Raw genomic sequence first — 20172 nt, forward strand, 5'->3', positions numbered from 1 at the left:
GTATGCGAAATGCAAAGCGCCGAAACGGTGCTGGGTGTCCTCCACGATCGCGGCAGGAAAGGTCTGCCGTGTAACGAGCTGTATCGACAACTGTTCAACAAGGAGTTGTATCTGCTGGCCTACGGCCGCATCTACGCCAACCACGGCGCGATGACACCCGGGGCCAGCCAGGAAACCGCGGACGGCATGTCCGAGGAGAAAATCGACGCCATCATTGAGGCAATGCGCCACGAACGCTATCGGTTTACTCCTGCCCGGCGGACCTACATCCCGAAAAGAAATGGGAAGCTGCGTCCGCTGGGGCTGCCGACCTGGTCGGACAAACTCGTCGGTGAAGTAGTACGCCTGCTACTGGAGGCATACTACGAGCCACAGTTCTCCGACCACTCACACGGCTACCGGCCGAGAAGGGGCTGCCACACCGCATTGCGGCAGATCGAGCGGACCTGGACCGGCACGGTCTGGTTCATCGAGGGGGACATCTCCGACTGCTTCGGATCTCTTGATCACAACATCATGATCAAGATTCTCGCGGAGAAGATCCACGATGGCCGGTTCCTGCGGCTGATACGCAACATGTTAACGGCCGGATATCTGGAGGATTGGACCTGGAACGCCACGCTGTCGGGCGCGCCACAAGGCGGGGTGGTCTCACCCGTCCTGTCCAATATCTACCTGCACAAGCCTTGGGTTCCGCAGATGTGTCTGAAGAAAAGCATTCGAATCTGGGGTTTGAGCTGGGGAAACGCGTGCAGGCATGCTGATACGCCGTGTCACTAGGACACGGCGTTGTGCCTGGTCAGGCGCCTGTCGCGGGGATGGCTTCGACGATCTTCTTAGGGGCAGAGATGTCGAGCTTGGCCAGGATGTCGCGTTGCAGCTTGGTCAGTTCCGCGGTCTGGGCGAAGGCACCGGTGGGCCCGGTGAACGTGGCGATGGTGAGCTGGTCGAACTCGGCGCGGATACGCTGCCAGGTCATGCCGGTGGCCGTCTCGATGACGCGGATCAGCAGCAGGGCGAGCCAGCACAAGACGACGTGGGCGCGGATGCGCTGTTCGAGGCGGTGGTAGACGGGCCGCAGGTCGATGATCGATTTCATGTCTCGCCAGCCGCGCTCGACCTGCCAGAGCTGCTTGTAGCCCATGGCGATGTCTTCGGTGCTCATCTTCGGATCCGAGCAGCGCAGCAGGTACTTGCCGTCCAGGTTGGTCTCGGCCTTGATCCGGGCTTGGTCGATGCGCAGCAGCCCGCCAGCGGTGACGCGCAGGTAGCGGTTCAGGCCGGGCTTGGTGGAGATGACTCCGCGCAGTTCGGCCCGCTTGGTCACCGGCCAGGTGTCGGTGCCGTCGATCAGCTCGCTCAACTGGGTCACCAGGCGCTCGCGGATCGCCTGGTCGCGTTCGGCGGCCTCGGGGTTGAAGCAGATGACGAACCGATCGCTTTCGCTGATGCGCACCTCTTTGACCTTCAGGTTGGAGGCCACCTCTTGATAGCGGCCCTGGCGCGACAGCGCGGCCTTGGCCTCTGGTGAGCCGGAGCGCAGCTTCTCCCCGATGATGTAGTGGTGATCGCCTGTGCGCAGGTAGCGGCGGTTGGCGGACGAGGCGAACCCGCGATCCCCGACCCATACGATCTTGGCGAGGGTCCACTCCCGCATATCGCTCTTGGCCTGGCGGATCAGCTCCGAATCGGCGGTGCCGCCAGGCCAGCACCAGACCCTGACCGGGATACCGTCACGGGTGACCGCCAGCCCGATGACGATCTGCGGCAGGTCATCGCGATGGTCTTTGGACTTGCCGAGGGCGCGAAAGGCCTTGCGTTGCGCCGGCTCGGCGTCGGCCTCGGCGTCGGCGCTGTGGGGCAGCGGGATACCCCGCTCATCACGGTCGACGATCTCGTCGGGTTCGTCGATCTCGAAATAGGTGCTGGTCGTGTCGAAAAACAGCAAGTCCACCTGAAGGTTCAAGAGGTTGGCGACCTCGTCGAAGACCTTCTTCTCGATCGCGTCGCGCACGTCGTGCAGCCAGTCCATCGCCCGGTAGCAGGCGTCATCGCTGCACTCGGACAGGGCGTCGATGTGCGCGGTGCGGCCCACCCAGTGTGAGGCGGCCAGCTTTGAGGACGGGTCCAGCGCGCGGTTGGCCACCAGCGCGAAGAGCACGCGTTCGGTGTATGGGCCGCGCCGGGTCCGGGTCAGCATCCCCTTCGTGATCGAGTCGATGCGGAGCCGTCGCCACAACTGATCCAGCAGGTACGTTCCGCCGTAGGCAGCGGATCCGATGTAGGTCAGCTCGCCTGGGGCGCGCACGATCGCGGCGCGCTCGGGGTCCAGCAGCCGGCACAGGGACGCCACCAGGCGTTCCACCGCTGCGCGGTCCAGTTGGTCTTCGCGGCCGAAGTTGTGCAGGACCTTCATCTTGGCGGACTTGGTGGCCGGGTCCCACTCGTTGTGCGCCAGCTGCAGGTAGCGCACCACGGTGCCGTCCTTGTTCTTCCGCGTCGCGGTCCTGACGAACATGTCACCAGAACTTAGCAGCAGATCACCTGGTCGTTACGTGTTTCTGAGGAAGTCGTGTCACTAGGCGTTCTCGCAGTTTTCACCAGCCCGCATGCCCTCGACCTGCATGTTCACACCCGATCATGCCCCAGAACCGCGATTAGCTGCGGAACGCGAGCAAGCTGGACGAGTTTGTCGAGACGGTTCTCATCCCGCAGCACTCCCGTGGAGAGTGCCGACGACCCAACCCCGCCTATGAGGAGACACGTCATCCTCTGCGGCAAGCACAGCGGCGTGGCGACCGGGCAAAGGCCCGGGAACTGCGCAGGAGGCGGCGTGATCTGCCCAGCCGGGACCCCTACGATCCCGGCTATCGGCGGCTGCGCTACTCCCGCTACGCCGATGATCATCTGTTGGGTTTCATCGGAACCAAGGCCGAAGCCGAGGAAATCAAAGATCAGTTGGCGGCGTTCCTGCGTGAAGAACTCAACCTGGAACTGTCGCCGGACAAGACGCTGATCACACATGCCCGGACCCGGGCGGCGCGCTACCTCGGCTATGAGATCATCACGCAGTGCAACAACACCCGTCTGACCAAGGGCCGCAGGTCAGTCAACGGGATCATCGCGCTGCGAGTACCACGCGATGTGATCAAGGCCAAATGTGCCCCCTACCTGCGACGCGGCAAACCGTGGCACCGCAGCGGCATGCAGAACCTCGACGACTACGACATCGTCAAGGCCTACGGCGCCGAATATCGAGGCATCGTCCAGTACTACCTGCTCGCCATCGACGTCTGGCGGTTGAACCGGCTCTGCTGGATCGCACGGACATCGATGCTCAAGACGCTGGCGGCAAAGCACCAGTCCTCGGTGACGAAGATGGCGGCCAGATACACGGCCAAGATCCAAACCCCCTACGGGCTGCGCACCTGCTTCGAAGCCCGCGTCGAACGCGCCGGCAAGCAGCCACTGGTCGCACGGTTCGGCGGGATACCCCTGACACGGAACAAGGACGCCAAGCTCAACGATCGCGTCCCTGCCCCGATCCGGCACCCTCGCAAGGAGTTGGTCGCCCGGCTCCTCAAGCGGCGGTGTGAACTGTGCGGCGACGCGGCCAAGGTGATGGTCCACCAAGTCCGCAAGCTCGCACGGCTCCCCGGCCCGGGACAAGACCAGCCCGCCTGGGCGGCTCTCATGATCAAGAAGCGGCGCAAGACCCTTGTGGTCTGCCGCCTTTGTCATGAGGCCATCCACCACGGGCAACCCGCCGCGAACGCGGCGTAGATCGCTGGAGAGCCACGTGCTGGGAAACTAGCCCGCGTGGTTCGGAGGGAGGCCGCGCCGGAAAAGGACCTGAACACCAGGCACCTCGCCGCGCGGCCCACCCTGTTCCTGTGCCTGGCGTTCGGTGCGTCGCGCGCGGGGTGCTGACGGTGACGATCCCGCCCCTCTGAGATGGCCGCAAGATCACCGGAGCCCTCGGCCCAGCTGACCAACCCTCGCGTCGACCATGCAGTGCAGTGTCAGCGGCGGCGTCAGTACGGCAACGGCCCGGTATCAGAGCGGTCGGCGATGGTGGATGTCATTGAAAGTTCGTACCAGATGTGAAGGAGCACACCACCATGTCCGTCACCCTTACCGACCAGGACAAGCTCACCCTGCGGACCGCCGCGTGGGGCGCCGTCTCGCTGATGTCCGCCGCTGCTGCCGCCGGCTCGGCCCACAAGGCCGCCACCGGGTCCAGCATCGCTCTGACCTCCGCGACCGGCGTGGTCGGGCACGTGCTCGTCAAGGCGCCCAAGGGCCTGAAAGGCAAGTCCGTAGCCGCACTCGCCGACCAGGTGCTGCCGGCTCTTACGGCGGCCATGACCCTGCTCAAGCAGCAGGCTCCGGCCGAGGCCGACAACTTCCGCCGTACCGTCCTTGTCGCCATCGACGCGGCCGCGCGGACCCAGAAGGGCGAGCCCAGCCCCACCATGGCGGAGATGGCACGCAAGATCACTGAGGCCCTCGACGCCGCTTGATGGAGGTCGATCGTGCATCAAGCAGAGCGCGAACCGGGCCACGCCGAGCTCGCTGAGCTCGGCGTGGCCGGGCCACAGGCGCGGACGCCGGGGCCCCGAGCAGACACGGCCGGGATGCCTGTCGCCTGGTGCTGTTGACGAACTTCGAGACGAACGTCGAGCGGCATAGCCGGTTCGATGCGACGGTCAGCGCGCGTCCGCGACGCCGGCACTACGCCGTGCTGGTGCCGAACTTCCTGTTCTTCGGCTTCTTCTTCGGCAACTTCGTGGGCGACCCGCTCGGGACGTTCTGAGCCGTCAGCCCCGGTGGGTGGACCAGGCTCAGGAGGACGCCGATCTGGGCGGGCGACAGCGGCATGCCGCTGAGCAGCTCTTTCATGGGGATCACGCGTCCAGCCTGATGGAGATCGCGAGGCGCGGTCCAACACCGGAAAAGGCCGGATTAACGCGGATCTGTTGTTAATGTTGCCGCGTGGACCTGCATCCCCGGCTGCTCAGGGTGTTCGTGACCGTCGCCGAGGAGCTGCACTTCGGCCGCGCCGCCGCCCGCCTGTACGTGGCCCAGCAAGCGCTCAGCCGCGACGTGCGGCGGCTGGAGGAGCAGCTCGGGGCGGCGCTGTTCACCAGGTCCACCCGGCGGGTGGAGCTGACCGCGGAGGGAGCGCGGCTGCTGTCCGGGGCTAGGCGGCTGCTCGCGCTGCACGACGAGTTGGTCGCGGAGGTCTCCGGCGCTCGAGGGCCGCTGCTCGTGGACGTCAACATGCAGGGGCACGAGCCGCCGCAGCCGCTGGTCAGAGCCCGGGAGCTGGCGCCGGGAGTGGAGATACTCGCACGCTTCCACGGGGGGTTGGCCTCCGGGGTCGCCGCCATGCGGGAGGGGCGTCTCGACGTGTCGTTCGGCCGGTTCGCCGGACTGCCCGCCGACGTGCGCAAGGGACTGGCCCAGGTGCCCGTGCGGCTGGATCCGCTCGCCCTCCTGGTGCCCGAGGACCATCCGCTGACCGCACTGGAGGAGGTGCCGCTCGGCGTGCTGGCCGACTTCCCGCTGGACGCCATGGCGGGCAACCCCGCCACCACCGAGTGGACCGACCTGGGCGAGCGCCTGGCTGAGGAGTTCGGGCTCACCCTGGCCACGCCACACGCACCGCCGGTCGGATCCCACGAGATGGGCCTCTACCTGCAGCGGCACCAAGAGCCCGTGCTGGCCACGGCCAAGATCGGCGGGATCCCCGGCGCCGTGGTGCGGCCCCTGGTCGATCCCGTGCCGCTCGCCCTGGAGAACCTCGTCTTCCCCGAGGGGCTGCGGCATCCGGGTCTGGACGCGCTACTCCAGGCCGTGACGGAATTCCGGAGGGTGGGGCGCCCGCTGCGCCGGCCGCCGCACTCCTGGCTGCCCGAGGCCGACGAGGCGGTGCTGAGGCGGTCGGGACATGGTCACGGGGATGGCGATCTCCGGGGGCCGACGGCACTGTCACGACCCGACATACCGAAGATCATCTAGTTGGATGAGTCGTATGTCATGCGATCAGAAATCACTTGGTCGAGTTAGGCGAAGAGCTGGCCAGAATCGGCGCTTCCTCCATCGCTCCACTCCCGGCAACCGAGGCGGATGCCCTGGAGGAGGTGATCGGCGCCGCTATCCCCGATGAGTTCCGGTCGTTTCTCCATCGATTGGGCCTCGGCGGCCACCCCTCGGGCCTGTGTTTGACCTGGCCTGGATCGCCGATGAGACACGGCGAGAGTAGAAGTACTTCTTGGAAGAGCCAACATGGCGGTGTCTCCGCAACAGGCCTTCCCCATCATCGCTCAAGGTGGATCATCTACCCGCCTGGACATAAGCTCAGCATTATAATATGTGTATGGCCTGGGAGATCGTGCTGCTCGAACCTGTCGAATCATGGTTCCTCAAGCTCTACGAGAGCGACCCAGAGTCCGCCTCTCTCACAGAATGAGCCATCGACCGGCTTGCAGAAGTCGGCCCGGCTCTCGGACGTCCGCTGGTGGACACCCTGATAGACGGCGTTCGTCTTCGACCCGGACAGGGAAGCCATCTTCCTTGTAGCCGGCGACAAGGCCGGCAGGTGGTCGCGCTGGTACGAGGAAGCAATCCCACTAGCCAAAGCACGCTACGCCGAGTACCGCGCCGCGAAATCGGCTGAGAGGAAGAGGGAGGACAAGCGATGAGCCCAGGACGAAACTGGCGTGAGGTCAAGGCGGAAGCGCACCGGTTGTACCCCGAACTGGCCGATCCACAGCGGCAGGCCGCTGCCGACGCCCAGCTGGATGCCTACGTCGCCGGCCACCACTTGAAGGAACTGCGCAAGTCTGTCGGCAAGACACAATCCGAGGTGGCGGCTGCCCTTGGAATCTCACAAGCACGTGTGTCTCAGATCGAGAACGGTGATCTGGACTCGATGGAACTCGAGACCATCCGCGCCTACGCAGCCGCCCTTGGTGGTCACGTGGATGTGACGATCAGCGTCGGACCCCACTCGGTGCGGGTCGCTTGACCATGAGCCCGTGATTTCACACTGTGGTTCGAATAGCTGGGACCCAAGAAGTTGTTCTCAGCTCCGATAGCTGGACGAGCCGCCACTGGGGTCAATTAGTGGGCACGGCGACGGGGTGCCAGAACCTCAGTGACCTTGGCGATGGCTTCAGCACGTGCGGCTGCTGGTCGGCCAGTTGGCCCAAGCACGCCGGGGGCCACTGATGCCGGGCGAATCGAGGACGCCCTATACGAGGCGGCCACGTTGGCCGTCGCAGTCAGCGCGGGTCTGTGCCGACGATGACAAGGCGGGCCGTCACGCGTTCGGACGTCTAGCGCCTCCCACAGCTCCCCTGCCTGAGCGATCCCCTTGTGGTCGGCGACAAGGCCGGCAGATGGTCGCGTTCGAACCGATTCGCCCATGAATCGCGGATGCAGATCCTCGGGTGCTCCTCCTGATCAGCGTCGCGGGGAGCGGTGGATACGCCCAGGATCGTCGGAGGAGAGCCGTTCCCTGTAAGCGCGAACATTTGCACTCGTCAGGTCGGGCAAGTCCTCTGCCGCCTCGATGGCTGCATCCCGGCCGAGCGCGAGGGGCCATGCGCAGACGAGATAGTCCTCGACCGGCTCGTCAGCGTCGGGGGGAGCGATACGGGGGCGAGCCGAAGCATGCACCCGCAGCCTGTACACCCCAGGCCCTTGAGGGGTAAGCGAAGGAAGATCTGGTGGAGGGGTATCGCCCATGAAGCCGAACAGGCGCATGTCCCCGATTGAGGTGGGGAACATCACCTCCTCCACGTCGGCCCACTGCCGCACCCCGTCGAGAGGAGGTGCGGAAGTGGTCGTCTGCACTGTGACGCTCACATAGCCGGTATGCACCCCGGTGAAAATTGCAGCAGCATCCAGGTGGGCAGCCACCAGTCCGTTAGGGGCATGACTCGGAGGATCGGTGTAGTCAACCTCGCCGAGGGCCTTGATGAGGATCTTGCTGTAGGAGACGAACACCTTGGCGGTGGCCGCCGTCGATGCGTTGTCGCTCATGCGGGAACCGTAGTCGAGGATCAGACGGCGTTAGACGGGAAGCCGCAACCCCGCACCTATCCCAATTGTTAACCGACCTTCTCCCTGCCCGCTGCGGCATACCCGCGCTATACCGGCGCTCCCTAGGGTCTAGCGAGACAAGAAGTCGTCAGAAGGAGAAGATCGTACGCATGCGGAAGATCGTGGGGCGCATCGCGTCTATCGGCACCGTGGGCCTGGTGGCGGCGGCCACGCTGGCCATGAGCACCTCCAGCGCCCAGGCGGCGAACTACTGGTCGTCCAGCGCGCCGAAGTACGCCACCAACGTGGGCACGGTGACGTCGAAGACCGTCACGGTCACGCCTGACACGTACACGCTGCAGATCCGGTCGGGCAAGTGGGGCAGCAACTACTACCTGTGGGCTCGGGTCCCCAACCCCGCCGGCAATATGGGCGACAACGACATTCTCTGGCTGGAGGTTTACAACCCCTCGACGAGGAAGTGGGAATCCAGCGGCACTACACAGATCAAGAGCAAGACCGCCTACTCCAAGGCGCACCGCAGCAAGGCCGGCTGGGGTTACAAGGCCTGCGCGAAGGACGTCATGCCCGGCGGCAGCGCGGCCAAGTGCATCACCTGGTGGGTGTGAGTTCCTGAACGCGTACGGCACGTGTGCCGTACGCGTGACTTTCGCCGATAAATGGCCGGGGGTTCTTCGGTGTTGCGCTCAAACAGTGTCGCGAGCTGCAAGACCAGGCCCGCGAAGCGGATGGTGTCAGGTGGAAGAGGTCGGACCTGGGTGTTCACCACGAAGTACGGCACACCAGCGAACCGCGGAACCTCAATAGTGCCTTCGACTCGCATGGCAAAAAACGCCGGTGTCCCGCGAATCCGCTCGAGTGGCTCCCAAGGTGGCTCCCAGCAAGGCCAATGGTTCACCTCGCCGAGGTACCCCCTGCCTGGCGAGCACTTGGCGCTCGCGACGGACGAATCGTCTATCAATCGTCGATCCAGATGTACCACGGTCCGTCGAAGTGACGGTAGTAGCCCGGCGCGTCGATGTCCGGCTCGCCCTTCGGACTCCAGGCGAGGCCGTACCTTCCGAAGAAGCCCGTGTCTTCGATCATGAAGCCGAAGGCCCGGCGGGATCCTTCAAGGTACTCGACGGGATATAGGCCGATCCAATTCCGCGTCCCCGGCGGCGTCCCCTCTGACACCGTCTTCGCGAAGTGGTCGAGGCTACTGCGCGACAACTCGAAACGCATCCTGACCGGCGCACCGACGTAGACCAGTGAGCCGGCCAACGCCAAAATCAGGGGCGGCACCGCCCAGAACGGCCAGTTACGACGCAATGCGACTAGCCTCCCCCGCCTGACAAGGACGACACCGAGCACGATCAGCCAGCCCACGCCGAACGACAGCCAGCCCACGCCGACGAGCATGAGCCACGTGAAATGCCACCCGGGAACACTCGTCGCATAAATCGTCCCGAGCCCCAGCAATACGGCGACCGTCCCCCATGCCCTACCGCTGACGTTCATGGGAGCGCGCTGGCGAGACGCATTAGGAAGATCGCTCGTTATGTCCACCGCGTGATCCTATCTTTCGCTGGTGGCGATTCCGCCGAGCTGGCGTGTACGGATTGTGCAGAAATCCACGATCGATGTCGGGAGCTTCGTTCATGGCATTCATGCGCGCGCTCCTGTCGCCGGGAGCGTGATCGTGACCCCGGTCGGTAAGAGGTTACGGATACACGGATGCGGCGCTGCTGGCGGTCCTGCTCAGCCTGCTGCTGTCGGCGTTCGCCCCCGTGGTGGCGGTCCGCGGCTTCCGCCGCCCCCTGTGACGGGCGGGGGGTCAGCCGTGTCTGCGGGGCCGCGCCTCGACCAGGCCGGCCTCGTAGGCGACGATGACGAGCTGGGCCCGGTCGCGGGCACCGAGTTTCGCCAGCAGGCTGCCGATGTGGGTCTTCACCGTGGCCAGGCTGACCTGCAGGTGACGGGCGATCTCGGTGTTGGACAGGCCGCGGGCGACGTGTAGCAGCACCTCGCGCTCCCGATCGGTGACCCCCGCCAGGGCGCGGTTGCGGGCGGGGACGGTCAGCGGTTCCGGCCGCCCGGCGAACTCGGCGATGAGCCGCCGCGTCACGGCGGGCGAGATGAGTGCGTCGCCCCCCGCCACCACCCGGATCGCGGCGAGCAGATCGGCGGGCAGTGTGTCCTTCAGGATGAAGCCGCTCGCTCCCGCCCGGAGCGCGCCGTAGACGTACTCGTCCATGTCGAAGGTGGTCAGGACGAGCACCCGCACGCGGCTCTCCGGGCTCGCGCAGACCCGCCGGGTGGCCTCGATGCCGTCCATGCCGGGCATCTGCACGTCCATCAGGATCACGTCGGGGTGGCAGCTCGGCACCAGCTCCAGCACCTCGCCACCGGTCCCGGCCTCGCCCACGACCTCGATGTCGGGCGCCGATTCGAGCAGCAGGCGCAAACTGCCGCGGAGCAGCACCTGGTCGTCGGCGATGAGCACTTTGATGCCCTCGGTCATGAGCCTCCGTCCCTTGTCACCGGCGGTACGGCAGCCTGGCCGCGACCCGGAATCCGCCCTGTTCCCGCGGGCCGGCGGTGAACTCCCCGCCCTGGAGCAGGGCCCGCTCCCGCATGCCGATGAGGCCGTGCCCGCCCACCTGGGTGGAGGGGACCCTACCGGCTTTCCCGTCGTCGATCACCTCGACCAGGACCTCCATGGGGGTCACCGCGACCGAGACCGCGCAGGACACCCGCTCCCCCGCGTGCTTGATCACGTTCGTGAGGGACTCCTGCACGATGCGGAAGACCGTGCTCTCCACGCCGCGGGGCAGGTCGTGCCCGCCGTCTACGTTAATGGTGACCCGCACGCCCGCCTCTCGCGCCCGGCCGGCCAGGGTCTCCAAACCGACCAGTCCCGGCACGGGGGTGAGCGGGGAGTCCTCCGGGTCGCCGACGCCGGCGGAGCGCAGGACGCCCACCATGCGCCGCATCTCGTCGAGCGCGCCGCGACTGGTCTCCTGGATCACCTCCAGCGCCTTGACCGCCTCTCCGGGGCGTTCCCCGGCCACATGCACCGCGACGCCGGACCGCATGGCGATCAAGCTGAGGCTGTGCGCGACGATGTCGTGTAGTTCCCGGGCGAGGCGGACCCGCTCCTCGGCCACGGCGAGGCGGGCCTGCTGCTCGGCGACCCTGGCCGCGCCGGTCCGCCGCTCCCGTACGGCCAGGCCGAGCAGCCAGGCGGCCGCCATGGTCAGCCAGCTCAGCCCGATCAGCCCGACGCTGCCCACCAGGTTGGGCTCGTGCGTCAGCGGTACCAGGGCGGCGACGCCGGCCAGGCCGGCCGCGAGGCCGAGGTAGGCCGGCGGGCCCGAGGTCGCCAGCCCGACCGTGTAGAGCACGAACGCCCACACCAGCCACGGGTTGATCAGCGCGCCGGCCTGCACCCCGACGGCCGCGAGAGCCAGCACTACGGCGAGGGTGGGCAGCGGCCAGAGCCGCCGCAGCCCGGCTGCGAGTCCCAGGGCGACGCCGAACAGCCAGCCGTACGGCGGCACGGCCACCCGTTCCAGCGCGACCAGGCCGAGCAGGACGCCCAGTGCCATGTCGAACACGACCAGATGACGGCGGAGTAAGCGCGAGGCCAGCAGCGGACGGAGGCCATCCATGCGGTCACTTTACGTACCGCCCCGCCCGAGGGCATCCGCCCTGGGTCGGAGACGGCGGCCTCCGACCCAGGGCGGAGACGTCCAGACCTGGGCTCGATGACGCGGGCCCGGCCTTTCGCGATCGTGGAGACATGATTGAAGTACGGAACCTGACCAAGCGCCACGGGTCCAGGACCGCCGTCGACAACCTGTCCATCAACGTGATGCCGGGCCTGGTGACGGGGTTCCTCGGCCCGAACGGCGCGGGGAAGTCGACCACCATGCGGGCGATACTCGGCCTGGTCGCCCCCACCTCGGGCGAGGCGCTCATCGGCGGCCGGCCCTACAGGTCGCTGGTCCGTCCGCTCTACTCCGTCGGCGCACTGCTGGACGCGGACGCCGCCCACGCCGGCCGCTCGGCCTACCACCACCTGTCCGTCCTGGCCCTTACCAACGGCATCGGCCGGCGGCGGGTGACCGAGGTGCTGGACCAGGTCGGCCTGGCGGACGCGGCGCACCGGCGGGTGGGCGGCTTCTCGCTCGGCATGCGGCAGCGGCTGGGGCTCGCGGCGGCCTTGCTCGGCGACCCTGGCGTGCTCATCCTCGACGAGCCGGTCAACGGGCTCGACCCCGAGGGCATCCGGTGGATCCGCGGGCTGCTGCGCACGCTGGCGGACGAGGGCCGCACGGTCTTCGTCTCCAGCCACGTGATGGGCGAGATGGCGCTCACCGCCGACCGGGTCATCATCATCGGGCGCGGCCGGCTGATCACCGAGGCGACCGTCGGCGAGCTCGTCGCGCGGTTCCACCGGGACGTGCTGGTGCGCACCCCGCGGGAGGACGAGCTGAAGCGGCTGCTGCTCGCGCACGGCGCAGTGGTGCGCCCCGAACCGGGCGGGGGGATGGCCGTCAGCGGCAGCCGGCGCGACGCCGCCCGCACTCCCGCGCTGGACAACGCGTGGATCTCCGAGCTGGCCGCCGCGCACGGCATCCCGCTGTACGAGATCATCCCGCGCAGCGCGTCGCTGGAAGAGGCGTTCATGGAGCTCACCGACAGCAGCACTGACCACAGAACGGAACGGCGGCAGGCATGAGGACCGGTCACACCTACATCGCGAGCAGCCACGTCGAGCCGGACGGCCGCACGCTGCAACCCTCTCGCACCCGGCTGGTCCGGGACCTCGTCGCGGCGGAGTGGCTCAAGATCCGCTCGCTGCGCTCAACGTACTACCTGCTGGCCGTGCTGCCGCTGCCGGTCGTGCTCGGCGGCGGGCTGGCACTGAGCGCGGCCAGCTCATGGGATCGGCTGTCCGAGCAGGGCCGGTCCGGGTTCGACCCGTCAGCGGCGGGCGGGACCGCGCTTCAGGTCACCTACCTGGTCCTGGCCGCCTTCGGCATCCTCGCCATCACCTCGGAGAGCACCACAGGCATGCTGCGCCAGACGCTCACCGCGGTACCGCAGCGGCGCACCCTGCTGATGGCGAAGGCGCTGGTGGTCGGCGTGATCTCGCTCATCGCCGGCCAGCTCAGCTCGTTCGCCGTCTTCTTCGTCAGCCAGGCCGTGCTCGGCACCCGGGGCATCGGCGTGACCCTCGCGTCGCCGTACGCGCTGGCCTCCGTCCTCGGCGCCGGGTTCAGTTGCATGGTGATGGGACTGATGGGGCTGGGTGTGGGGACCGTGCTGCGCTCGTCGGGCGGAGGGTTCATCGCGATCTTCGCCCTGCTGTTCGTGGTGCCCGCGCTCATCTCGCTGCTGCCGGACCCGTGGAACGAGCGGATCGGCTCGCTGACCCTGCCGATGGCCTCCAACCTGCTGCCCGGCCGCATCCCGGACGCGTGGCTGCCGCCCGCCGGGGCGGCGCTAGTGCTGCTCGGATACATCGCGCTCGCGCTGGCGGCCGCGTCCGCCGCCATCTCCCGCCGCGACCCCTGACCGTACCGCGCCCTGCTCACGGCCCTTATGGGCCTCTGACCAGCACCGTTGCACATCCGAGAGCGCCTCCGGACGTGAGCATCGATAACCCTGCGGGCTCTCTTCCAAGATCTCTCGATGCCATGTCGGCCTAGATACGCGCAACGGCTCGTTCGGCGGACCCCGTCCGCACCCCGAACGACAAGGGCTGAGTGCCCCAGGGCCGACGCTAGACGGAAAGTACTTTGACGCTCAGCGAAGGGTCGTGTACCGAGCGGCGCCGGCGCAGCCGTGGAATGCGCTTTTTTGGGATTAATGTTCTTTGATTGCGGTTTGTCCGCTTGCGGAGGGGATAGCTCATAGGCCCCTCTATGGCGACATATCCAGATTGGCGGCAATCAGGACTTTCGTTCTGCTAGCTTTACCGCGCATGGGGGCAACACTTTCAAGGGGAAGTAAGACGGGGCGGTTAATCACGGCGGGAACTGTGCTCGTCGCGCTCGGCTACGGAACGGTTGCAGGCGACGACGATCTGTTCCCATTTGGGCCGATGGTCCAATACGCCTTCAGTGTTCCGCCTGATGGGGAGATCAAATCGCTCTTCATGGAGGCGGAGACCGCGGCGGGCGCGAGGTTCGAGATTCCCATCGAGCCGTCATACGTCGGGATCCGCCGCGCCGAACTAGAGGGCCAGCTGACCCGATATATCAACAATCCGGCGCTACTCCAGGAAATGGCCGAGGCGTATGCCCGGCTCCACCCGAAGGCTCCGCGTCTGACGAAACTTCATGTCATCACCAAGGTCATCAAGCTGAGGGACCGGCGCCCGGCGTGGACCCGCAACGTTGTGAGGGTGTCATGGTCGGTGCGCTGACGCGTTGGTGGTTTCCCCCGATCCCCCTACGGCGGATCGGCATCCTCCGGGTCATCGTCTATCTGTTCCTGCCCCTGGACATGCTGTTGTTCACCGGGAGCGTGTGGGGGCACACGCAGGCCACGTCCGTCTATCAGCCGGTCCTCCTGGCACGTCTGCTCCACTTACCGGGGGCGACCGAGGCGCTGGTCTACCCCTTGTTCGCGATCGTCGTCGTCGCGGCACTGATCGCGGCGACCGGCCGGCTGCCCCGCGCGGCGGGGTACGTGGCAGCGCTCGGCTATCTGCAGTGGGCCATGCTCGCCATGTCGTACGGCAAGGTCGACCACGACCACCTCGCCCTGATCGTGGCCCTCTTCGTGCTGCCCACGGTGGGCCGGGCCGGCGAGGAGGCGGCGGGGTGGGCGGTGCGCTGCGTGCAGATCGCGGTCGTGGCCACCTACTTCCTGTCCGCGTACGCGAAGATCCGCCATGGCGGATGGGAGTGGCCGAACGGCGCCACCTTCCAATGGGCGATCGCCCGCCGCGGCACGTTCTTCGGTCACTTCGTGGCGGACATCCCAGGCGCGCTCCTCATCGGCCAGTGGCTCGTCCTGCTTGCCGAGACGGTCTCGCCGGTCGTGTTGTTCGTGCGTGGCCGCGCGCTGTACACGGGTGTGGCCTTCTTCCTCGGCTTCCACCTGATGACGTGGGCGGTGATCACGATTCACTTCCTGCCGCACGTGATCTGCCTGGCCGCGTTCCTACCGCTGGAGCGTCTGCCCATCCCCGGGAAGCGCGCACGCCGGGGTGCCGCCGGGCAGGCGGCTTCGATTGTTCGCGGTGAGCCGGTAGAGCCCGTGCCCTAGCCAGCGCATCGGCGGCAGCCGCAGGACCAGTCCCAGCGGGCTCCACGGCAACCCGGCGTCGATCAGCAGCTTGGCTACTGCCTGGGCTCCGCCGTACACGCCGCTTTCGGAGATCCACAGCAGCTCGTACTGGGCGCGCTCACGCGTCACGCCGAGGCTGGCGAGGTCGGCGAACTGCCAGGCCGTGATCCGCGCCCGGGTCCGCATACGCCGCTGGATGAACCGGACGCACATCGTACAGAATCCACAGTCTCCGTCGAAGACGAGTACGGGTCCCATGGGACAGACTGTACGCGCTACCGCCTCACCGTCATCAACGGCCGAGCGCACGCAGGTGGCGGGCCGTCAGCGAGCCCGGTGCGTGGACGAGATCGCGTGGCCTGCCCTGGAAGACCACCGACCTCGAGGGTCCGCCCGAGCTCATCGCGTACTCGCGGCGGCTGGCCGAACGCATCGCGGCCGTCGCGTTCGGCTTCCTGTCCCTTTGGCATCCTCGCGGTCCGTCTTCGTTCGCCGGAGAGTTCCACGCAATTCGGTGGGCCAGGGCTGAGGAACGAAGCCCTGGCCCACCGGTCGCCCCCGACCATGTATGGCGACCGGCCACGATGTGGCGATCGTAAGGACTGCATCCGTGCGGCGGCGTGGCAACCCGGGTCCGTGCGTTCGGTAAGAGCGGCGTAGCAGGCGTGCGGCGCCCCGCCCGGCGTCCCGCCGCCGTCCGGGACCGGCCCCCAGACTGCGCGCCCGGACGGCGGACGGGCGGAGGGCCGGGGGTACGTCGGCGCGCCGCGCCGCCGCCTTGACACCTAAGAGATCAATTCGGCGATGTAGAGGACCTTGCCGGGTTGGGCCACGCGATGACTCCCAGGGTTGCCGCGTACTCGCGAGCTTCACGGCGGACGCTGATCGGGGCGGTTGCCAGGATGTCACGGACCAGCCGGAGCGCCGCGGGGCGGCCGGTGATCTCCTCGGGTGCGATCTCGCCTGCGGCGCGCAGGATGTGCAGTGCACTTTCGTGCTGGTTCCACATGAGAAAGGCGCGGGAGGTGTCGAGCAGCAGCGTGGCCTTGCGTTCATTGATCGGGAGTTTGTCCAGCTCGATCTGGCGGCCGTAGTCGATGGCGGTGCCCGCGTCTGGTTTCTGGTGACCGAGTATGAGATGGAGGGGATTTCCTACTCGACGGTCTGTGACTACGTGTCTTGGCGGCGACCGGAGATCAAGGTTGAGGCGGGCGGGGCGCCACCACGGGAAGTACCGATCGATCAAGAGCACAAGCCTGGAGTCGAAGCGGAGGCCGACTTCGGGGATGTGGTCATCGACCTGGCCGGGGAGCTGACAGCCTGCTACATGTTCGTGTTCCGTCAGCGTTGGTTCGCCGCGTGAACCGCAAGTACATGACTACACAGAATCACAAATCTTGAGCTCACGTACGTTAAATCTTCGAAGTCGTGCTACTACACTCTCGGTCTTCCGTGACACCCCCCGAGCTCTCTGCAAGCCATCTACCTGCGGATCCTCTCAGCCCAGCCGCCATGTGTGACTACAAACTGCGGAACCCGGGCGAATCTACGCCATCCAACGAGAGTGCGCGACGGGGATGCTCCCGGACCTGGCCTGAACTAGCCAGGCCCCCTCTGGACATTCGTCGATGAATGTCGCTATCGTCCCGCAGGGTCAATTCGTGCCCCGATCCCGTTGCGTTCCGGAGGTCCGCATGTTTTCCTTGGCCGCTCATGAAAGAAGGGGGGTGTGGCGAACCATCTCCGGCCTCGCTGTTCCTCTATTTATGGCTGGGTCCCTCAATTTCGCTGCCCAGCTCGGAATTATCGTGATTCTGGGGCGTATGGGGGGAGAGGCCATTTATGTACGTTCCCTGTATCAGCCTGTGAGCCTCACCGTCCTTGCCCTGAGTGTGGGCTTCGCGGTCTGCAACCAGGTCGCCGCAGCGATCAGCAAGGGGGCCGGGCGCCCCCGGGACGTCATGTCGAACGCCGCCAGCCTGGCCAGGGTTTGGCTCGGGCTCGGCGCGGTCCTCTACCTGGTCCTCGCGGTCGCGGCTCCCTCCCTGACCGGTCTCCTTCATGTGGACGCCGGGCTGCGGGACACGTTTGCCTCCTTCCTGCGCTGGACCAGCGCGGCCAGTCTGCTGGCCGTCGGGGAGGAGATGTGCGCGTCCAGCCTGCGTGGCTATGGGTATGTGCGACAGGCCACCGTCCTGGTCATCTGTACGGCGATCGTGAGGATCGGCCTCGTGGCCGGCCTCGGGCTCGGTGTCGACATCGGGGTCGCGGCGGTGCCCATCGCCGAGGCGACAGCGGGTCTGACCGGCCTGACCATGGGCCTGGTGCTGCTGCGCCGCACCGAGCTGTGGCATCCGTCGGCCGCCCGGATCTGGCGGCGTGAGGTGTTCACCGACCTGCGCCGCATCGGTGTGCCCATCGCCATGTCCTTTCTCGTGCTCTCCGCGTACAACCTCGCGGTCATCGGCGTCCTCGGGAACTACGGGGAGAACGCGGTGGCCGGGTTCACGGTCGCTTCCACCCTGCAGGGCGTCGTGCTGCTGCCGGGCATGGTCCTGGGTACAGCCACAGCGATCACCATCAACCAGCAACGCGGCGCGGGCGAATGGCGGCGAATACGTGAATCGATGCGCGGTGGCATCGAGGTCACCGTCGTGACCTACGTGGTGATCGCGACGCTGGTGTGGTCACTGCATGACCCGCTGGCGCGGCTGATAGGCGGCGACGCCGGGGTGGCCGCAGCCGCGGGCAGTTACCTGGGCGCCGTGGCGCTCACCTACGCCGTCCAGGGACCCGTGCTCGCCTCGCTGACCGTCATGGAGGAGACCGGCGGCGGATTCCGGGCCATCGTGCTCAACGCCATCTACTTCGGCCTAATCGTCGCGGTCGGCGCGGCGGCGGCACACGCCGTCGGCAGCGCGGACGGCTTCTACGCCGCGGTGGCATACTGCAACCTGATCGGCGTGACGGTGCCGCTCATCGCCATACGACACATACGAAAACTGTCGGCCAGGGGCAGCGCCGCTCAATCAGCCGCCGCGACTGGCTGAATCAAACGGGAGCCGGACGAGGACGGGGCACGGGACGGTGTTCCGCCGCAGCCGCGCCGCGTCGACAACCAGGCCACTCCCTGCTCGTGGCCGTCGTCACCGATCATCCCCGAGTCGACCTGGGCTCTTCGTCTGAACCACCCCATGGCACACGTTAACAATCAGTAACTACTGAGTGTGACAGGTGATGCTGATCTGCAGACCAGTCACGCTTCTAACCTCGCGGGTGGGGCCAAACTCATCCGCGATCAAGGTTCCACGATCAACAAGTGGGGCCAAATCCCGTTGATGACCATGCATCAACGATCAACACCTGGTGCCTGATCCCGCACGAGCGGTGGGGCCGCTTCTCGCGCCCCCGGCTTTGATGGAGACCTTGGTCCCCGCAATCGTTGGACAGGTGGTTCCATAGGATCAGTCAGCGTTCTGCACCTTCATGCCGCGTAGCCGACAATTCCGATACCCAGGGTGGGGCAGGAAACTCGTCGTCATGTGAAAGGCCCGTCACTATCTCTGCTCCGGAGTCAGGACGTGTCGGGTCCGGTCCCCGATCCAGGCCGCTTCGAGGATCGCGGTCAGGCTGGCGGTGTCGGTCGGGCCTGGATGGTTCTGGATCAAGCGGGTGACGCCACTGGCCATCTCCGCGAAGCGCGAGAGGTCGGCGCGTGCCACGCCGATGTCCGCCAAGGTAGTAGGGATGCCGATGTCGGCAAGGAGCCCGTCGAGCCAGGTGAGGAACGTATCTGCAGCCTCGGCATCCGAGGCGTCGGTCACGTCGAGCCCGCACACCCCGGCGAGGATGGCCAACCGGTCGCCGATGGCATCCCTGGCCGCGTCCAGCGCGTAGGGCAGCAGCAGCCCGACGCCCAGGCCGTGCGGTGTGTGGGTGGCTGCGCCGATGGGGTACTGGAGAGCGTGCGGAGCCGCGTTGCCTGCGTGGGAAAATGCGAGCCCGGCTAGCATGGACCCATAGGACATGTCCGCGCGCGCGTCCCTGTCGCCTCCGTCCCTGACGACATGGGGCAAGCTGCGGGCGATCCGCTCCGCGGCCAGGAGCGCGTAGTGATCGGTGATCGGGTTGCGGCCGAGGAAGACCTGCTCCACCGGGTCGCGCGGTCCGTGGGCCCGGGGTCGCGCGGTGTAGCTCTCCACCGCGTGACAAAACGCGTCGATGCCGGAGTGGGCAGTGACGGTCGCAGGGCAGGTGTAGGTGAGCTCGGGGTCGACGATGGCGAAGTCGGGCACGATGTGGACGCTGGAGACCCCCACCTTCAGCTCGCGGTCCGGGTCGGTCAACACCGAGACGGGCGTGAGCTCGGAGCCGGTGCCTGACGTCGTCGGGACCGCGACGAGAGGCATCGTCGGCCCCGGCACCTTCGACTCCCCGTAGAAGTCGCGCGGCGTCCCACCGTGGCACCGGATGACGCCGACGATTTTGGCGAGGTCGATCACCGTGCCACCCCCGATGGCGAGGATTACGTCGGCGTCCACCTCTGCGGCGACCGAGACGGCCAGGGCGACATCAGTGAGTGGCACGTCCGGAGTCGCGTCGGCGAACACCCCGACGGCTTCGACCTTCTCCCGCACGGCGGCCACGATCTCGGCCACGCCCGGCTGCCCCAGAAGAACCCGGTCGGTCACGATGAGGACTCGCGAGCCACACTCGGCCACCACTCGTGGGATGTTCTGCGCGACCCCTTCGCCCACTATCAGCTGGCGTGGTCCGCGGACGGTCTCAAGCATGTCAGTGCCTCTCTGGAAC

At 66.9% G+C, this 20172-nt stretch carries 21 protein-coding genes; 14 read left to right on the top strand and 7 right to left on the bottom strand.

From position 1 onward, the window contains the following. The first annotated feature begins 9 nt into the window (after positions 1-9). Complete coding sequence (locus OHA25_RS01350) at positions 10-780, top strand: reverse transcriptase/maturase family protein (RefSeq protein WP_327585816.1); 771 nt, start codon at positions 10-12, stop codon at positions 778-780. Between the two features lie 19 nt (positions 781-799). Here OHA25_RS01350 and OHA25_RS01355 read toward each other — a convergent pair whose 3' ends face one another. Then, entirely contained in the window at positions 800-2518 is a 1719-nt protein-coding gene (locus tag OHA25_RS01355) for an IS1634 family transposase (protein WP_327585817.1), read from the bottom strand. Between the two features lie 392 nt (positions 2519-2910). Here OHA25_RS01355 and OHA25_RS01360 point away from each other — a divergent pair, with 392 nt between their 5' ends. The 6 genes from OHA25_RS01360 (at position 2911) to OHA25_RS01385 (ending at position 7033) form a co-directional block, all read left to right on the top strand. Further along, positions 2911-3783, top strand: a complete 873-nt coding sequence (locus OHA25_RS01360) for an HNH endonuclease (RefSeq protein WP_327585818.1) — start codon at positions 2911-2913, stop codon at positions 3781-3783. Between the two features lie 338 nt (positions 3784-4121). Beyond that, positions 4122-4523: a hypothetical protein gene (locus OHA25_RS01365; protein ID WP_327585819.1), complete on the top strand. Its 402-nt coding sequence runs from the start codon at positions 4122-4124 to the stop codon at positions 4521-4523. A 134-nt stretch (positions 4524-4657) separates the two neighbouring features. Further along, a complete protein-coding gene (locus OHA25_RS01370) occupies positions 4658-4816 on the top strand; it encodes a hypothetical protein (RefSeq protein ID WP_327585820.1) in 159 nt (52 codons plus the stop codon). 179 nt (positions 4817-4995) lie between these two features. Continuing rightward, positions 4996-6024, top strand: coding sequence for a LysR family transcriptional regulator (locus OHA25_RS01375; protein WP_327585821.1), 1029 nt, complete (start codon positions 4996-4998; stop codon positions 6022-6024). Positions 6025-6572: 548 nt separating this feature from the next. Next, on the top strand, positions 6573-6707 hold the full coding sequence (locus tag OHA25_RS01380; RefSeq protein ID WP_327591225.1) for a hypothetical protein: 135 nt from the start codon (positions 6573-6575) through the stop codon (positions 6705-6707). After that, positions 6704-7033, top strand: a complete 330-nt coding sequence (locus OHA25_RS01385; protein ID WP_185068243.1) for a helix-turn-helix domain-containing protein — start codon at positions 6704-6706, stop codon at positions 7031-7033. The genes OHA25_RS01380 and OHA25_RS01385 overlap by 4 nt, the downstream gene beginning before the upstream one ends. Before the next feature lie 437 nt (positions 7034-7470). Here OHA25_RS01385 and OHA25_RS01390 read toward each other — a convergent pair whose 3' ends face one another. Continuing rightward, positions 7471-8052, bottom strand: coding sequence for a hypothetical protein (locus OHA25_RS01390; RefSeq protein ID WP_327585822.1), 582 nt, complete (start codon positions 8050-8052; stop codon positions 7471-7473). Positions 8053-8222: 170 nt separating this feature from the next. On the opposite strand from OHA25_RS01390, the gene OHA25_RS01395 reads away from it, so the two are divergent. Continuing rightward, positions 8223-8681 (top strand): hypothetical protein, encoded by a 459-nt coding sequence (locus OHA25_RS01395; RefSeq protein WP_327585823.1) that lies wholly within the window; start codon positions 8223-8225, stop codon positions 8679-8681. Positions 8682-9030: 349 nt separating this feature from the next. Here OHA25_RS01395 and OHA25_RS01400 read toward each other — a convergent pair whose 3' ends face one another. The 3 genes from OHA25_RS01400 to OHA25_RS01410 form a co-directional block, all read right to left on the bottom strand. Further along, positions 9031-9474, bottom strand: coding sequence for a hypothetical protein (locus OHA25_RS01400; protein ID WP_327585824.1), 444 nt, complete (start codon positions 9472-9474; stop codon positions 9031-9033). A 415-nt stretch (positions 9475-9889) separates the two neighbouring features. Next, positions 9890-10576 carry a response regulator gene (locus OHA25_RS01405; protein ID WP_305915028.1) on the bottom strand — a complete coding sequence of 229 codons (687 nt, stop codon included), beginning with the start codon at positions 10574-10576 and terminating at the stop codon, positions 9890-9892. 16 nt (positions 10577-10592) lie between these two features. Then, complete coding sequence (locus OHA25_RS01410) at positions 10593-11726, bottom strand: sensor histidine kinase (RefSeq protein WP_327585825.1); 1134 nt, start codon at positions 11724-11726, stop codon at positions 10593-10595. Positions 11727-11857: 131 nt separating this feature from the next. Between OHA25_RS01410 and OHA25_RS01415 the strand changes: the two genes are divergently transcribed. The 4 genes from OHA25_RS01415 (at position 11858) to OHA25_RS01430 (ending at position 15339) form a co-directional block, all read left to right on the top strand. Next, positions 11858-12799: an ATP-binding cassette domain-containing protein gene (locus OHA25_RS01415; protein ID WP_327585826.1), complete on the top strand. Its 942-nt coding sequence runs from the start codon at positions 11858-11860 to the stop codon at positions 12797-12799. After that, complete coding sequence (locus OHA25_RS01420) at positions 12796-13638, top strand: ABC transporter permease (RefSeq protein WP_327585827.1); 843 nt, start codon at positions 12796-12798, stop codon at positions 13636-13638. The genes OHA25_RS01415 and OHA25_RS01420 overlap by 4 nt, the downstream gene beginning before the upstream one ends. Positions 13639-14104: 466 nt before the next feature. Next, a complete protein-coding gene (locus OHA25_RS01425) occupies positions 14105-14491 on the top strand; it encodes a hypothetical protein (RefSeq protein ID WP_305915021.1) in 387 nt (128 codons plus the stop codon). Then, the gene (locus OHA25_RS01430; RefSeq protein ID WP_327585828.1) at positions 14476-15339 is read left to right on the top strand and encodes a hypothetical protein; all 864 of its coding nucleotides are present in this window, start codon (positions 14476-14478) and stop codon (positions 15337-15339) included. The genes OHA25_RS01425 and OHA25_RS01430 overlap by 16 nt, the downstream gene beginning before the upstream one ends. Here OHA25_RS01430 and OHA25_RS01435 read toward each other — a convergent pair. Then, complete coding sequence (locus OHA25_RS01435; RefSeq protein WP_327585829.1) at positions 15235-15618, bottom strand: thiol-disulfide oxidoreductase DCC family protein; 384 nt, start codon at positions 15616-15618, stop codon at positions 15235-15237. The genes OHA25_RS01430 and OHA25_RS01435 overlap by 105 nt on opposite strands. Positions 15619-16354: 736 nt before the next feature. Here OHA25_RS01435 and OHA25_RS61065 point away from each other — a divergent pair. Both OHA25_RS61065 and OHA25_RS01445 read left to right on the top strand, forming a co-directional pair. After that, positions 16355-16723: a hypothetical protein gene (locus OHA25_RS61065; protein WP_442942040.1), complete on the top strand. Its 369-nt coding sequence runs from the start codon at positions 16355-16357 to the stop codon at positions 16721-16723. A gap of 403 nt (positions 16724-17126) precedes the next feature. Further along, complete coding sequence (locus OHA25_RS01445) at positions 17127-18410, top strand: MATE family efflux transporter (RefSeq protein ID WP_327591226.1); 1284 nt, start codon at positions 17127-17129, stop codon at positions 18408-18410. Between the two features lie 507 nt (positions 18411-18917). Here the strand turns inward: OHA25_RS01445 and OHA25_RS01450 are convergent. After that, positions 18918-20153 (bottom strand): iron-containing alcohol dehydrogenase, encoded by a 1236-nt coding sequence (locus tag OHA25_RS01450; RefSeq protein ID WP_327585830.1) that lies wholly within the window; start codon positions 20151-20153, stop codon positions 18918-18920. Positions 20154-20172: the final 19 nt, after the last annotated feature.

The organism is Nonomuraea sp. NBC_00507 (assembly GCF_036013525.1).
GTDB lineage: Bacteria > Actinomycetota > Actinomycetes > Streptosporangiales > Streptosporangiaceae > Nonomuraea.